Origin of the sequence: Cnuella takakiae (assembly GCF_001953305.1) — a bacterium.
Classification (GTDB): domain Bacteria; phylum Bacteroidota; class Bacteroidia; order Chitinophagales; family Chitinophagaceae; genus Flavisolibacter; species Flavisolibacter takakiae.
The window spans coordinates 1,120,296-1,134,960 of sequence record NZ_MTFE01000010.1 but is presented as its reverse complement, the minus strand read 5'-3'; the positions used below and the strand labels follow the sequence as shown (position 1 = coordinate 1,134,960).

Below are 14,665 nucleotides of genomic sequence, written 5' to 3'. Positions count from 1 at the left end.
TACCTATAATGCACCAATCTATCCTTATAGAACCTATCTATGACGGTAATTTTACCATAATCATAAACAAAGGCGCATGTTAAAAGTTGAGCATATTGGTATAGCAGTTAGCTCTTTTGAAAAAGCCATTCCTTTATTTTCTAAGTTATTGAATACCAATTGCTATAAACAGGAGGAAGTTGCCTCCGAAAAAGTACGCACCGCATTTTTCCAAAAAGGCGAAACCAAGATCGAACTGCTTGAAAGCACCACACCTGATGGGGTTATTCAAAAGTTCATTGAAAAGAAGGGGGAAGGCATCCACCACATTGCTTTTGAGGTGGCCGATATTCATGCAGAGATGAACCGGTTGCAGGATGAAGGCTTTACCCTGATTAACCCGCAACCCAAGGAAGGCGCAGACAATAAACTCGTTTGTTTTTTACACCCAAAAGATACGAACGGAGTGTTGATCGAGTTGTGCCAGGAAAAGAAACTATAATGCCTTTAAAACAACCGGTAATCCCAGAAGTAAGGTTCTGTTCTTACCAACTTAACGTTTTCTGTAAAATCGGGATGCTCGGTATTGATGATATAATTGTATTCAAACGGAATAACCGCAGAAGGGACTTTTAAAATCAATGATGCTGCTTGCTCCACCCAGCTGGAACCAAGGCGCTGCAGGGTGGCATAAGCCGCAATGGATTGCCAGTTTTGGGGCAAATCCCGCGTTTGTACTTGCGTATAAAAATGGTCCGCATCCGGCAAAGAGATAACCATCACTTTATACAAATCAGTTGGCACGATGGCGCCCTTGTGCACCACCAGTTCAAGGGTGGCAAGCGACCGGGAACCGCCGGTGTACAATACCTGTTGTCCTTTTACATTCCAGCGATTGGCACTACCCGAAGCGGTAAGGGCACCGGCAAAGGATTGCTTTGTGATCCGAAACACTTCCATCCCTCAGACGTTATCGCCATACTCCATGGCTGTGAGCCGGTCGTTTACAAACCTGATACCGGTAACGGTGTTGAGAAAAGAGGCCGGAACTTTTTGGTCGAAAAAGAAGTTGGGTGTACGCAGCCAATTGTCAAAGGCGGTATGCGACCCGAAAACCGAGGTGCCATGTTTAATTAGGGTGAGCAGCAGCAGGAGTTGCTCTTTTACGTTGTTCTTGAAAGAACTACCTGGCTTGCGGTATTCCCGCAAAGTTTTTACGCTGATATTGAACCAATCGGAAATAGTTTCGTCGCTGAACGCAGTCAGACTTTTGATTGCATCCATGTACTTCCAATCCAACTCGCGGGTGTACAATAAATCCAAAATTTCGCTGTCATTTATTTGGCCGGGCATTTCCGATAAAACCAAAAATGCGGCCTCAGCCGTTTTAATCATGGCTTTGCATTTACCTACAAGGTACAAAAAATGGGCAATTTTGTCTTTTCAAAAAGGCATATTTCCCCTAAACATTAATATACAAGTTGCTTTGGTATAGCAAAAGCCTTTAAGGATGAATATGAAGTGGAGCTTCAAAAGCAAATAGAAGAATAACTCATTCTGAAAGGAAGAAAATAGCGCAGACTACACCGAAATGAGTAATACGATGAAGCAACAGGTTTAAGGCTGTGTTGCCTCCCCATTGATGATGCCCAGCTTTTCCACAGCCAGTTGGGCGGCAATTTGCGAAGCGTCTTTTTTGTTGTAAGCCTTGCCTTCGGCAATTACTTTTCCATTTACAACGGCGCCAATGGTGAAAAGACGGCGGCCGCCCTGCATCTGCTCGTTCATGGTTTCAAACTCCAACTGCTTGCCGTTTTTGTTGGCCCAGCCATAGAGCTTGTTTTTATGATTAATTTCCAGCACCTCCAGGTCGTCCACAAACATGTGGGGCATGATGATCTGCTCGCCTACCCACTTGCTGGTTTTTTTATACCCTTTATCGAGGTACACAGCACCAACGAGGGCTTCAAGGGTATTACCAAAAATCTGGCTCACCTTGAGCGAGTTGTCGGCTTTGTTGAATACAGTAATCTTCTTGAGGCCCATCTTGATGGCAATATCGTTCAGCTGCGAACGGTTTACCATCTTGCTGCGCATCTCGGTCAGGAAACCTTCTTCCTTGTAGGGATAGCGTTTAAAAAGGTAATCGGCAATAATAGCGGAGAGAATAGCGTCGCCCAGGTATTCGAGGCGTTCGTTGTTAGCATCCGATGTTTCCTTGATGGAACGATGGGTAAGGGCAGTTTTATATAGCGAGAGGCTGCCAGGCGAGAAGCCCAGCACGGCTTTCAGATTTTTCTTGAAAGACGACCCCGAACGCTTTTTATAGAGTGCCGACCAAAATCCCACAAAGGACATGCTTGAATGTATAAATCCTGCCGTTGAAATTAAGCAGAATATTTTTTAAAGATCATGCAAGCATTGTGCCCACCAAAACCGAATGTATTGCTGAGGGCTGCATTTACCACCCGCTTTTGCGCAGTATGGAAAGTGAAGTTCAGTTTGGGATCCAGTTCCGGATCATCGGTGAAGTGGTTGATGGTGGGCGGCACAATATCGTGCTGCACACTCTGAATACAGGCAATAGCCTCTATCACACCAGCAGCACCCAGGCAATGGCCTGTCATGGATTTGGTAGAAGAGATATTGAGGTTGTATGCATGGCCGCCAAACACAGCCTGTATGGCTTTTACTTCGGCAATATCACCCAACGGAGTAGAGGTACCATGGGTATTGATATAGTCGATATCGGTAATGGTCATACCGGCATCATCAAGTGCCTGGAGCATTACGTTGCGGGCACCCAGTCCTTCGGGATGGGGAGCGGTAAGGTGGTGCGCATCGGCAGTAGCACCGGCGCCGCCAATTTCGCAATAGATCTTGGCACCACGAGCCAGGGCATGTTCCAGTTCTTCAAATACCAGTACACCGGCACCTTCGCCCATCACAAATCCATCGCGGTCTTTGTCGTAGGGACGGCTGGCGGTTTTGGGATCGTCGTTGCGCTCGCTGAGGGCCTTCATGGCATTAAAACCACCAATACCGGCTTCGGAGATCACGGTTTCGGCACCACCGGTAATGATGATATCAGCCTTGCCCAACCGAATGAGGTTGAAAGCTTCCATCATGGCGTTGGTAGCAGAAGCACAGGCGCTCACCACCGCAAAGTTGGGGCCACGGAAACCATGCCGCATGGAGATGTGGCCTGCGGCAATATCCAAAATCATCTTGGGGATGAAGAAAGGATTGAAGCGGGGTGTGCCATCGCCTTTGGCGAAGTTGGTAACCTCTTCCTGGAAGGTGATGAGACCACCGATGCCCGAGGCAAATACAACACCTACGCGGTCGGGGTTTACATTGTCATCGCCAATACCGGCATCCTGCACGGCCTGGTCGGAAGCCACAATGGCCATTTGCGTAAAGCGGTCCATTTTGCGGGCCTCTTTTCGATCGATGAAACTGGTGGCATCGAAGTTCTTCACCTCGCATGCAAAGCGGGTTTTGAACTTGGTCGCATCAAAGTTGGTGATGGTATCGGCGCCACTAACACCGTTGCGCAGGTTGTTCCAGAACTCAGTAATATTATTACCGATTGGCGTGAGGGCACCCATACCCGTAACTACGATCCGCTTAAGTTGCATATTGCCTTGCACCGTGGTTTTTGTAAGATAAAACCGCCTTTGCTGCTCGCACAGTCAAAGGCGGATAAAGATTTTATTCCGGTTGGGACGGATAAAAAAAGTGTTTCCTTATTTAGCGTGCTCTTCCAGGTAAGATACAGCCTGACCAACAGTAGTGATGGTTTCAGCCTGCTCATCAGGAATAGAGATGTTGAATTCCTTTTCGAATTCCATGATCAGTTCAACTGTGTCGAGCGAATCGGCACCCAGGTCATTGGTAAAGGAAGCCTCATTGGTAACTTCAGCTTCATCAACGCCCAGTTTGTCTACAATGATCTTTTTTACTCTTGCTGCGATGTCTGACATGATGTAAAAGTTTGGTTATAGTGGTGCAAAAATAGAAGTTTTACAATTAAAAGAACTTTCAGCTCAAGATTTAGCCAAAATCCTTTTCCACAGGGCGTTTGCGCCTGTAAGCCAATGATTTTTGATTGGTGCGTTTCGCCAATTATTGTAACTTGATCCCACTCAACCCATTAGCATGGCATTAAAGATCATTGATCACGGCACACCCGACTATACCAATATGGTGCGCCTTCGGGAGGATATTTTGCGCAAACCGCTGGGCTTAACTTTCACGCCCGAAGAACTGGAAAAAGAAAAAAGCAACCTGATGATCGGTGCTTACGAAGACGATAAAATACTGGGTTGCTGCATGCTGGTAGAAGAAGCTCCGCAAACGGTAAGGCTGCGCCAGATGGCCGTACTCAACGACCTGCAGGGCAAAGGCGTAGGTAAGGCACTCATCCAGTTTGCCGAAAACCTGGCCCGCGATCATGGCTATCGCCGCATTACCATGCATGCCCGCAAAAACGCTGTTGGTTTTTACGAAAAGATGGGCTACAACGTACAGGGCGGCGAGTTTGAAGAAGTAACGATACCGCACGTGGTGATGGAAAAAGAACTATGAGGGGCCCATCCTAAATCCTTCCCGAAGGGAAGGACTTTGATATCCTACAACATTTGGTTTCCTACTGGTTCCGAACAAACAACAAAGCCTGCAACACCCAAATTGTTGCAGGCTTTGTTGTGTAATAGAAAGGAAGCTAGCTGCTGCAGTTCTCTAAAGTCCTTCCCTTCGGGAAGGACTTAGGATGGGCCCCACTTTCTGTTTTAGCAACTGCCGCATTTCCCATACTTCATCGCTGTTGCTAAACCCATCCTTGGGCACCAGGAAAAAAGAGCGGCTGTCGAAATACAGGTGAAAGAAGTTAGGGGTTTCCAGGAAGCTTTGCAATGCCTGCCAGGACCAGGAGCGGGAGCCCCTTTCATTGCCTACCGAAAAGTCCTGCTCACCGAATTTCATGGTGAAATGATCACGGAAAGTGCTGGCCCTGCGATACACCGCTCCCGGCAGAAAGAACCAAAAGGTGAGCATCAGGATAAACCACAACAGCGAGCCTGTCAGGAAAGCCATGGGCGTTACTTTCTTGAAGTAAAAAAGTGCTGCCGACAAAAAAGCAAAGACATTTACCAGGATGATCATCAGGCGGATCTCCCTTTTGGCCAAAAAATGGTAGCGCAAGGCCTGTATTACCTGCGGCTTCTTATATGTAAAACTGATCGTCATTATTCAAGTATCAATGGTGCATTTGAAGATATCAAATGATCGCTTATCTCAACTCGTTTTCGCTAATCTGCCACTCCATAATTTGGGTTCCTTTCGGATCGTGAAAACTTACCGTCAACTTGCGCTGCCCGGCGGGGCCGCTAAAGCTAAACCGACCATAATTCTGGATATGATCGAAGCCTGCTACCCGGTACGGATTATTTACTTCGGGGCCTGCAAAAGCACGCAACCCGGAAGTGAGCGGCGACACTGTGATATCATATAAAGGATAGGTACCCTGCCGGTTGATTTTGATGATCTCGGAATGATGGTGATCACCTGATAGAAACAGCACGCCTTTGATCTTATTGCTGGTAATAAACTGCACCAGTTCATTGTACTCGGCAGGGTAGTCATGCAAAGATTCGTTGTCCAGCACAGGGTTGAGCACCTGGCTGCCCACTACTATTATTTTAAAAGTTGCCGAACTATATGCCAGTGCATTTTTCAGCCATTGAAGTTGTTCTTTTCCCAAAAAGGTTTTCTCCGGGTTTGGCTTGCCATCAACCGAGTCGGGCAGGTTATCAGCCGCACGCCACCAACGGTCGTCGGTAACAAAGAAATCTACATCACTCCAGGAAAACTGAGTGTAAATCCCCTCCCCTTTCATGCCATAGGATGGGTTTGCCCAGTAGCTTTGAAACACCTTCCTCGCTTCTTCCTTCAGTATATAATTCCCACCCACATCGTTGGGTCCATAGTCATGATCGTCCCAGTTGGCATAATGTGCCATAGCCTTCAGGAAAGGCTGCAAAACAGGCTGGCTGCGGTCGCGGCTGGCGCGGGCCCACAATCCCCACGGAGCAGCATAATCCACTTCGCGGGTGTACCAGTTGTCGCCTAGCCACAGCATAAAGGCGGATTTTTCCTTTGCCATGGCCTGGAAAATGGAAGAGTCGGCACCGTAGGGTTTACCGGGACGGTCGTACACCGGGTTGTTTACATAATTGCAGGAACCGGTAACAAAGGAGAAATCAGGTGCCGGTTTGCGCCACTGCCACAGTTCCTTGGTGGTAAAGCTGCCGCCGGGTATTGATTTGCCATCAATAATGATGGTATAAGCATAAGTAGTGTTGGGCTCCAGTCCGCCCAGGTCAATCCGGATGGGATTAAACTCCTTGCCCAGTTCGCCTTTATAGCTTTGTGTTTTTTGCAGGGCGCCTTTCACCCCATAGCGCAACGCAACCGCCTTTACCCCTAGGGCCACTTCCAGCCAGATGCTGGCGGTGCGGAGCTCCAGTTGGCCCAGCATGGGACCGGCAACCAATTGCGCCTTGCACAACAGCAAAACGCAGGAAAACAAAAGGGTAAGGCAAAAACGCATGTTCAAAATTTTGGTAAAGGTAGCAGTTGGCCCAAACCTTGAATGTTTCCAAAATCCTTCAAGGTTTTTTTAGAGCAGGCACAAAAAAGCCCCGCAGTTGCGGGGCTGGTTATCTCTAAAAACCTATAAGGTTTTAGAAACCTTATAGGTTTGAAAGAAAGCTTATTTGTTCATCATTTGCTTGGCCTCGATACTCAGCGTGGCGTGGGGTACAGCACGCAGGCGGGCCTTGTCGATCAGCTTTCCGGTAACCCGGCAAACGCCATAAGTCTTGTTCTCGATGCGCATGATCGCCTTTTCGAGGTGGTCGATAAACTGGATCTGGCGGCTGGCCATCTGGCTCAGCTGTTCGCGCTCCATGCTCATCGAGCCGTCTTCCATGGTCATGTAGCGGCCTTCGTCGAGGTCGCCGCTTTCGTCCTTGCGGGTGATCAGGCCCTGAAGGTAAGCCAGTTCTTTTTTGGCTGTATCCAGCTTGCGGTTGATCAGATCCCTGAACTCTTGTAACTCGGCATCAGAATATCTCATACTTGGTCCTGTAGGCTCCTGGGGGGTTGATGTGTCTAAAACAGATTTGGTGAACTCGGGTTCATACTTAACCGACCGGGTTGTGGTGGTTTTGGGTACTACAAAAGGCTTAGCGCTTTCCTTTTTGGCAGGCTTGGCCAGGGGCTTTATTGCAGGCTTCACAGTTTCGGTACTGGGGGCGGCCACTGCGGGCTTTACCACTTCGGTCTCTGTGACCTTTGCAGGTGCTTCTTTGCCGGTTTTAGCGGCGGTAGTTTTTGTTGCCATAGGCTTTTCTGCTTCTGCTTCTTTTTTGGCAGGAGCAGCCTTAGCGGCTACCTTTTGAACAGGGGCCGGTGCTTGCTTAGACGCGCTTACAACCTTTTTGGCTGCAGGGGCAGCCGTAATTTTTTCGGCAGCCTTCTTAGGCGCAGCTTTTGTCTCCACCGCCTTTTTGGCAGGTGCTACCTTTGGCGCAGCAGTCTTAGTTGCAGCCTTAGCAGGCTGTGCGGCCACCTTTTTTGCCGGACTTGCGGCTTTGGCGGCGGCTTTTTTGGGGGCAGCTTTCTTTGTTGCCATACAATACGCTACATTTTAGAAACGATGACCTTCAGCTTCTCTTCGTTTACTTCTATTTCTATGCCATCGATTATTTGGGGCACAAACTCCAGCTTGTCTGCCAGAATTTCCGCACATATATAAGACTTAAACTGCTGCAGCGAAGCTTCCAGCCCGTTGCTGCCACCTACAGTAACAGCAATCCGGTCGGTAAGTTCAAAACCGCTTTCCTTACGCACCTTCTGAATCCGGTTTACAAACTCACGGGCATTGCCTTCCTGCTCCAGCACGGGTGTAACGTTGATGTCGAGCGCCACGGTAAGGGCGCCTTTGCTGGCCACCGTCCAACCCGGAATATCCTCGCTGATGATCTCCACTTCACTCAAAGTAAGCTCTACATAAATACCATCAATGGGGAGTGAATATCGTCCTTCTTTTTCAAATAAAGTAATGTCGTGCTGACTAAATTCTGCCAAAGCAGTAGATACCACTTTCATTCTGGCGCCCAGTTTTTTACCCAAAGCCTGGAAATTAGGCTTGATCTTTTTCTTGATAAAGCCTTCTGTTTCGGTAAGGTACTCCAGCTCTTTTACGTTTACTTCTGCCAGGATCAGGTCGGCTACTTTGCGCAACTGCGCTTCCATACCACTGCTCAGAACCGGTATCAGGATCTTTTGCAAGGGCTGACGCACCTTGATATTCACCTTTTTACGCAGCGACAGTACCAGCGAGGAAGCGTCCTGCGCCAGTTGCATGCGTTCTTCCAGCAGGGTGTCGATCAAGGCCTCGTCGGCTTTCGGGAACAACACATGGTGTACCGACTCCTCGCTAAAGCGGCCGGTAACGGCATTGAGGTTGCGGAACAGCTCGTCGCTGAAGAAGGGCGAAATAGGCGCCATCAATCTTACTACAGTTTCCAGGCACTCGTACAGGGTTTGGTAGGCAGCGATCTTGTCGCCCTCGTACTCCCCTTTCCAGAACCGGCGGCGGCAAAGACGCACATACCAGTTGCTGAGGTGCTCGTCTACAAAATCCTCGATCAGGCGGCCGGCAACTGTAGGCTCGTAGTCGTCGAAAGCTGCCGTTACCTTTTTCACCAGGGTTTGCAGACTCGACAGGATCCACTGGTCGATCTCGGGACGCTCTTTTACCGGGATCGGGGCCTCGCTGTACGAGAAGCCGTCCACGTTTGCATAAAGGCCGAAGAACTGGTAGGTATTATATAAAGTACCAAAGAATTTGCGTTGCACTTCCTTGATGCCTTCGAGGTCAAACTTGAGGTTGTCCCAGGGCGATGCGTTGGTAATGAGGTACCAGCGGGTGGCATCGGCGCCGAAATCACCGATGGTTTTGAACGGATCCACCACGTTGCCGAGGCGCTTACTCATCTTGTTGCCGTTCTTGTCCAGCACCAGTCCGTTCGATACAACGGTCTTGTAAGCCAAGCCGGGGTACTTGGCCTCAAAGTCGCCTTTGAAACCTGCAGCTTTCAATTCCTCGTGTACCGATTCCTTGAGCATGGAACCCAGGGCATGGAGGGTATAAAACCAGCCACGGGTTTGATCCACGCCTTCGGCGATAAAGTCGGCGGGGTAATTATTGGCAAAAAACTCCTTGTTTTCAAAAGGGAAATGCGCCTGCGCATAAGGCATGGCACCCGAGTCGAACCACACGTCGATGAGATCGGGTTCACGGTGCATGGGCTTGCCGCTATCCGACACCAGCACCACCTCGTCTACATAAGGTTTGTGCAGGTCCAGGATGCCATCGTGCAGGTAATGCTTGTTGGTCTCGCCACCCAGCACTTCGGAAGCCTTGCGGATTTCGGCATTCAGCTCGGCAATAGAGCCGATGCATTTTTCTTCCGAACCATCTTCCGTGCGCCAGATGGGCAGGGGCGTACCCCAGTAGCGGCTGCGGCTGAGGTTCCAGTCCACCATATTCTCCAGCCACTGGCCGAAACGGCCGGTACCGGTAGCGGCAGGCTTCCAGTTGATGGTCTTGTTCAGCTCCACCATACGTTCTTTCAGCGCAGTGGTACGTATAAACCAGGCATCCAGCGGGTAGTACACTACCGGCTTGTCGGTGCGCCAGCAGTGGGGATAGCTGTGCTCGTATTTTTCAACTTTAAAGGCACGGCCTTCTTTCTTGAGCTTTACGGATATGTCGACGTTCACGTCTACATATCCCTGTTCATTCTTATAATCTTTGATGAAACGGCCGCTGAACTCACCCAGCCCGTCCACGAATTTGCCTTCGCGGTCAACCAGGGTCAGGATGCCGATGCCGTATTTCTTACCCACCTTAAAGTCATCTGCGCCAAAGGCAGGGGCGATGTGGACGATACCGGTACCATCTTCCGTGGTTACGAAATCGCCTACCATGATGCGGAAAGGTTTCGCATCAGGCGTTATGGCCCGAACTGCTTCTAATGAGTTAGCCTCATAAGGCAGCAACTGCTCGTAGGGCAGATTTTCCAGCTCAGCGCCTTTAAACTCAGACAGTATCTGGTAGGGCACTACCTTGTCACCTTCTTTATAGGCGGCAAAATCGGCGTTCTCGCCCTCAGATTTGAAGTATTTATGCAACAGCGCCTTAGCCATCACCACGTTCTGCGGCTGGTGGGTATAGGGGTTGAAGGTTTTTACCAGTACATAATCCACATTTCCACCCACGGCCAGGCCGAGGTTGGAAGGAAGGGTCCAGGGCGTGGTGGTCCAGGCCAGGATGCCAACTGCTTCGCCGCTTACTTTTTCAAAAAGGAATGCCGAATGCTCGGTTTTTTTTAAACCAAACACCACGGTTGCACTGGTGTCTTTCACCATTTTATAAGTACCGGGCTGGTTCAGCTCGTGCGAGCTCAAACCGGTGCCGGCGCCGGGCGAATAAGGCTGGATGGATACGCTTTTGTACAGCAAGTTGCGCTTATACAGTTGCTGCAGGCACCACCACAGGCTTTCGATGTATTCGTTGGTGAAGGTGATATACGGATTCTTGAGGTCCACCCAATAACCCATTTGGGTGGTCAGGTCGTCCCATTTGTCTTTGTACCGCAGTACGGCCTCGCGGCATTTTTGGTTGTAGTCGGCCACCGAAATGGTTTTGCCGATGTCTTCCTTGGTGATACCCAGCTCCTTTTCCACACCCAACTCAACCGGTAAACCGTGGGTATCCCAACCACCCTTGCGCTGCACCTGGAAGCCCTGCATGGTTTTGTAGCGGCATACCAGGTCTTTCAGCGTACGCGAAATAACGTGGTGAATGCCGGGCATACCATTTGCCGAAGGCGGTCCCTCATAAAATACAAAGGGCTGAGCGCCCTGGCGCAGCTCCACGCTTTTCTGAAAAGCCTGCTCCTCCTCCCACTTCCGAAGGATCTCTTTTTCGATGGAGGGAAGGTTCAGGTATTTAAATTCTTTATATCGAGCGGTCATATTGCTAAAAAATGGGGCTAAAGGTACGGAAAGTGAAGGGTAAGAATACCGGGGCTCATAATAGGCAGGTCCTTTTTTAGCGAAGCGGGATACAAAGAGGAGCAAAACCGAAAAGCATTCTTATATAATTATAATATACAATGAAAGAAATGCGGGTTTTAGGGGCATACTTGCAGATCGCAAGCTTGGGAATACAGGAGAACAAACCCCTTGGCTGCTATTAATAATATTTCTTTCTCCACAGGTTGTAGGTAATCCCCAGGTTAAAGCTCACCCAGCTGTCCTTATCAGGCAAACCGCGGATGTCGCCCTCCTTGTTGATACTTCGCCCGTTATTGAGTTCACCACTCCGGTCGTGGAGGGCCCTGGCGATTTTAGTTTGCTCCGGGGTCAGGTATTTGTCAAACAGCGCGGGATTAATATACCGGGCGCTGACATCATCCACGTAGTCGGTACTCGACTTGCGCCACATACACTCCAGGTGCATGCCCAATCCTTCATTAAAGTTGTAATTGAGTCCCAGCGAAACGGGGAAGTACAGGTTGATGGGTTTTACCAGCTTCCTGTCGGGATATTCGGCCATACCCTGCCCTTCGGTGCGCAAGGGCCGCAGGGCCACCCAACTGCCCTCATACAGCGCCTTTGGATTGGCATAAAACAAGCCAATCCCTACAAATGCATGTGGGTAAAACCGGCCTATTGTAGGCTCGTTGTCAACGGCATAATCCACAAAATAGCGGTAGTTGAGCTGGACACCGGCGCATGCCTCAAACAGCGAGGTCCGGAAGTTCAGGTTGCGTTCGCGGCGCCCGCTGTTATCATCAAGCGGCAGGTATTTATCGTCCGACTTGAGACTGCCGGCACTAACCTGCAGCCGGAAAGCCATTCTATTGGTTGCATTGTACAGCACACTGGCCGCAACATTGGGCGTGGTGCCCTTCAGGTTCCAGTCCTTTGCAAAAGGTTGACCCACACCGCGTATGCCACCAATATCACCAAAGAACCAGTTCACACCTGCTTGTGTCATAAAGCCCCATACTCCGGAATAGTTCACGTCGAGCGGTTGGGTAACGCCTCGGAAATGAAGAAACAGAAAATACAGGAAAACGAACAGTTTGGGCATGATACAAATGTGGGTATTCACCATATTCCAACACCAACCCATCCGGATAGTATTTACCCGGCTGCCAACTCAGGTATGCCATACATCCCACCTAATTTGTTGGGTACAGGCAAGGTTCATGGCCCTCCCATATAAAAAAGGAAAGCCCCGGCTAATTGCCAGGGCTCAAATCTTTGGGCTTATGCATTTAAAACTTAGCACCTACACCTACAAAAAAGGTACGGCCATCGGCGGGAAGCGATCCCGGGCCGGGGTAGCCACCGGCACGGCGGGTAAAGTAGCGCTCATCAAACAGGTTGTTGATACCTGCTTTCAGGTTCAGGTTGCTGTTGAATTTATAAGTAGCCGTCAGGTCGGTAATGGTATAAGCCGGGATCAGACCATTGTTGGCGTTGGCAGTAGGCAGCACCGTATTGTTGGCGTCGCTGTAGGCATCGCTTACATGGCTCACCTGGCCGGTGAGCAAAAAGCCTTTGTAACCGGCCGTAATACCACCGCGGAAAATATTGCGGGGGGCATTCTCTACCCTCTTGTCCTTGGTAGTAGCATCTTTATGGTTGCCGCTGTAGCGGGCATCGGTATAACCATACGAACCAAAAAGGATCAGGTCGGCATAGCGGCTCTGTGAAAAAGCACGTACGGGATTGAACTCGATATAGCTTTCGATGCCCTTACTGGTGCTGGCGCCCACGTTGGTAATGAGGCGGGGGCCGCCGGCAACAGGGGTGATGGTACCTACCCGGTTGTTGTACTGCAGGCGATAGGCACTTACATCCCACTGGAGGTAATTACCCACCTTGCCACGGTAACCCAGGTCGAGGTTGTAGCCACGGGCATCCGCAAGGTTCGGATCCACAATATCGGTAGTGGGCGGTGCCTGCAGGTTGGCAAACTGGATGGGGCGGTAAGCCTGGCTCCAGTTGGCGTACAGCTCGGTGCCTTTGGTCACATCATATTCGGCGCCAACGCCGGCCAGCACAAAGCCACGGCTGCGGGAAACATTTTGCAAAATCACATCCTGTCCCTGTGCATTGATGCTGTTGCGGCCCGAGGCAGCCCCTTCCAGCCACTCGTAGCGGATACCGGGAATTACCGACAGGCGGTCGTTGATACGGAAGATGTTTTCAACAAAAGCCGCCAGGTTGTGGCTTACAAACTCCACATCGCGGGGGTACCGGCCTATCACGTTTACATCGTAGCCCGTACCGGTAGAACCCTTGCCATCGGCCACCCGGTGCGTGGTGCCGGTGTAGGCGCGGATGCCGCCCGAAAATGTATGGTTCAAACCAGCCAGCCGGTAATCGGTGATGAAACGGCTTTCCAGTCCATAGTTGCGGTATTGGTCGAGGTTGATCACCCGGTTGTTGTACTCGCGGGTAGCGGCATTGATGGTATCGGGCACAATGATACCGGCTGCAGGGAAAAAGCCCACCGAGTTGCGGTCGCCGATGGTGGCAAACAACTTCGTGTTCCAGCGGGTGGTGGCGTTGAAATTATAATTGAAAATCAGCGCAGGCGTGGTCCAGGTAATGTCGAACCAGTTGCGGCTGCGCAGGCTCTGCTGTGCATCAATCTTGAACAGGGAATCGGTCAAACCGCCCGGCTGCTGGCTGCGCATGTGGTAGCGCATCAGCTCGGCGGTAAGGCTTGCCTTGGGATTAAACTTATAAGTAATGGTGGCAAAACCCGAGTTGCTGTTGTAGCGGCTGTTCTGGCGCCAGCCATCGCCGTTGCGGTGGTCGAAGAAAGCGTAATAATGCACTTTTTCCGTATTACCGCCTATGGCATTATAGGAGTTGAACAGGCCATTGGAACCCACAGTCTGCTGGGTTTCAAACTCAAAAGGCTTGGTGATTTCGGAGCCGTTGCGCAGGATATAGTTGACCATACCACCAAACTGGGGCCCGTATTGGAGCGAGCCCTGTCCACGGATGATTTCGATGCGTTGTACCGCCTGCAATTGCGGGTTATAATATGCTTCGGGGTAGCCAAAAGGATCGGCAGCAATATCATAACCGTTCTGGCGGGTATTGAATTCCCAGCTTCGGTTGGGGCTCAGCCCACGGGCCGAGATACCGATCTGTATCCCTGAAGGGTCGCTTTCCCATACATGGATGCCGGGCACTTTGGCCAGCACCTGGCGCATGGTATTGGTCACCACGTTGCCCTGCACATTGTCCAGCACAATCAGGGAGCTTTTTTTACCGGCATAGATAGAAGTACCCACAATTTCGGGCAGGGCCTGGTAGTCGCTTTTGGAGCCGCGGCCCACAATGGTGATTTCGGGAAGATTCTTGGTGCGGGGAGCAGTGGAGTCGTCGTAAAATGGGGTATTTGTCACTACCTGGGCTGAGGCAGCCAGGGAGCAAAACAGGCTAAGGGAGAGCAGGATTCTGGTGCGCATAATCTTCAAATCGTTGGGGTGCAAAGGTGCGCCGCAGCAAATGGAAG

Annotated in this window: 13 protein-coding genes; 2 read left to right on the top strand and 11 right to left on the bottom strand. The window is 50.4% G+C overall.

Annotated elements, in window-relative coordinates; translation table 11 throughout:
• Positions 1-76: 76 nt before the first annotated feature.
• Positions 77-481: a methylmalonyl-CoA epimerase gene (gene mce / locus BUE76_RS05325; RefSeq protein WP_073047638.1), complete on the top strand. Its 405-nt coding sequence runs from the start codon at positions 77-79 to the stop codon at positions 479-481.
• A gap of 5 nt (positions 482-486) precedes the next feature.
• On the opposite strand, the gene BUE76_RS05320 is transcribed toward mce, so the two are convergent.
• The 5 genes from BUE76_RS05320 to BUE76_RS05300 all read right to left on the bottom strand — a co-directional run bounded on the left by BUE76_RS05320 (position 487) and on the right by BUE76_RS05300 (position 3,965).
• Entirely contained in the window at positions 487-939 is a 453-nt protein-coding gene (locus BUE76_RS05320) for an RES family NAD+ phosphorylase (protein ID WP_073047641.1), read from the bottom strand.
• Between the two features lie 3 nt (positions 940-942).
• The gene (locus BUE76_RS05315; RefSeq protein WP_073047756.1) at positions 943-1,374 is read right to left on the bottom strand and encodes an antitoxin Xre/MbcA/ParS toxin-binding domain-containing protein; all 432 of its coding nucleotides are present in this window, start codon (positions 1,372-1,374) and stop codon (positions 943-945) included.
• 222 nt (positions 1,375-1,596) lie between these two features.
• The gene (gene rnc / locus BUE76_RS05310; protein WP_073047644.1) at positions 1,597-2,337 is read right to left on the bottom strand and encodes a ribonuclease III; all 741 of its coding nucleotides are present in this window, start codon (positions 2,335-2,337) and stop codon (positions 1,597-1,599) included.
• A 29-nt stretch (positions 2,338-2,366) separates the two neighbouring features.
• A complete protein-coding gene (gene fabF, locus BUE76_RS05305) occupies positions 2,367-3,620 on the bottom strand; it encodes a beta-ketoacyl-ACP synthase II (RefSeq protein WP_073047647.1) in 1,254 nt (417 codons plus the stop codon).
• Between the two features lie 108 nt (positions 3,621-3,728).
• Positions 3,729-3,965: an acyl carrier protein gene (locus BUE76_RS05300; protein ID WP_072835589.1), complete on the bottom strand. Its 237-nt coding sequence runs from the start codon at positions 3,963-3,965 to the stop codon at positions 3,729-3,731.
• A gap of 175 nt (positions 3,966-4,140) precedes the next feature.
• Between BUE76_RS05300 and BUE76_RS05295 the strand changes: the two genes are divergently transcribed.
• The gene (locus tag BUE76_RS05295) at positions 4,141-4,569 is read left to right on the top strand and encodes a GNAT family N-acetyltransferase (RefSeq protein WP_073047651.1); all 429 of its coding nucleotides are present in this window, start codon (positions 4,141-4,143) and stop codon (positions 4,567-4,569) included.
• A gap of 153 nt (positions 4,570-4,722) precedes the next feature.
• Here the strand turns inward: BUE76_RS05295 and BUE76_RS05290 are convergent, their stop codons facing one another.
• The 6 genes from BUE76_RS05290 to BUE76_RS05265 all read right to left on the bottom strand — a co-directional run bounded on the left by BUE76_RS05290 (position 4,723) and on the right by BUE76_RS05265 (position 14,618).
• Entirely contained in the window at positions 4,723-5,229 is a 507-nt protein-coding gene (locus tag BUE76_RS05290; protein ID WP_073047654.1) for a YcxB family protein, read from the bottom strand.
• 43 nt (positions 5,230-5,272) lie between these two features.
• Complete coding sequence (locus BUE76_RS05285) at positions 5,273-6,592, bottom strand: alkaline phosphatase D family protein (RefSeq protein WP_073047657.1); 1,320 nt, start codon at positions 6,590-6,592, stop codon at positions 5,273-5,275.
• Positions 6,593-6,754: 162 nt separating this feature from the next.
• On the bottom strand, positions 6,755-7,678 hold the full coding sequence (locus BUE76_RS24135; RefSeq protein WP_143157459.1) for a TraR/DksA family transcriptional regulator: 924 nt from the start codon (positions 7,676-7,678) through the stop codon (positions 6,755-6,757).
• A gap of 8 nt (positions 7,679-7,686) precedes the next feature.
• The gene (gene ileS, locus BUE76_RS05275) at positions 7,687-11,091 is read right to left on the bottom strand and encodes an isoleucine--tRNA ligase (protein ID WP_073047762.1); all 3,405 of its coding nucleotides are present in this window, start codon (positions 11,089-11,091) and stop codon (positions 7,687-7,689) included.
• A 220-nt stretch (positions 11,092-11,311) separates the two neighbouring features.
• Positions 11,312-12,214: a hypothetical protein gene (locus tag BUE76_RS05270; RefSeq protein WP_143157460.1), complete on the bottom strand. Its 903-nt coding sequence runs from the start codon at positions 12,212-12,214 to the stop codon at positions 11,312-11,314.
• 187 nt (positions 12,215-12,401) lie between these two features.
• Positions 12,402-14,618 carry a TonB-dependent receptor family protein gene (locus BUE76_RS05265; RefSeq protein WP_143157461.1) on the bottom strand — a complete coding sequence of 739 codons (2,217 nt, stop codon included), beginning with the start codon at positions 14,616-14,618 and terminating at the stop codon, positions 12,402-12,404.
• Between the last annotated feature and the right edge of the window lie 47 nt (positions 14,619-14,665).

Excerpts from the sequence above, each read along its gene's own strand:
- mce (WP_073047638.1), top strand. The coding sequence starts at position 77 with ATGTTAAAAGTTGAGCATATTGGTATAGCAGTTAGCTCTTTTGAAAAA.
- BUE76_RS05320 (WP_073047641.1), bottom strand. The coding sequence starts at position 939 with ATGGAAGTGTTTCGGATCACAAAGCAATCCTTTGCCGGTGCCCTTACC.
- BUE76_RS05315 (WP_073047756.1), bottom strand. The coding sequence starts at position 1,374 with ATGATTAAAACGGCTGAGGCCGCATTTTTGGTTTTATCGGAAATGCCC.
- rnc (WP_073047644.1), bottom strand. The coding sequence starts at position 2,337 with ATGTCCTTTGTGGGATTTTGGTCGGCACTCTATAAAAAGCGTTCGGGG.
- fabF (WP_073047647.1), bottom strand. The coding sequence starts at position 3,620 with ATGCAACTTAAGCGGATCGTAGTTACGGGTATGGGTGCCCTCACGCCA.
- BUE76_RS05300 (WP_072835589.1), bottom strand. The coding sequence starts at position 3,965 with ATGTCAGACATCGCAGCAAGAGTAAAAAAGATCATTGTAGACAAACTG.
- BUE76_RS05295 (WP_073047651.1), top strand. The coding sequence starts at position 4,141 with ATGGCATTAAAGATCATTGATCACGGCACACCCGACTATACCAATATG.
- BUE76_RS05290 (WP_073047654.1), bottom strand. The coding sequence starts at position 5,229 with ATGACGATCAGTTTTACATATAAGAAGCCGCAGGTAATACAGGCCTTG.
- BUE76_RS05285 (WP_073047657.1), bottom strand. The coding sequence starts at position 6,592 with ATGCGTTTTTGCCTTACCCTTTTGTTTTCCTGCGTTTTGCTGTTGTGC.
- BUE76_RS24135 (WP_143157459.1), bottom strand. The coding sequence starts at position 7,678 with ATGGCAACAAAGAAAGCTGCCCCCAAAAAAGCCGCCGCCAAAGCCGCA.
- ileS (WP_073047762.1), bottom strand. The coding sequence starts at position 11,091 with ATGACCGCTCGATATAAAGAATTTAAATACCTGAACCTTCCCTCCATC.
- BUE76_RS05270 (WP_143157460.1), bottom strand. The coding sequence starts at position 12,214 with ATGCCCAAACTGTTCGTTTTCCTGTATTTTCTGTTTCTTCATTTCCGA.
- BUE76_RS05265 (WP_143157461.1), bottom strand. The coding sequence starts at position 14,618 with ATGCGCACCAGAATCCTGCTCTCCCTTAGCCTGTTTTGCTCCCTGGCT.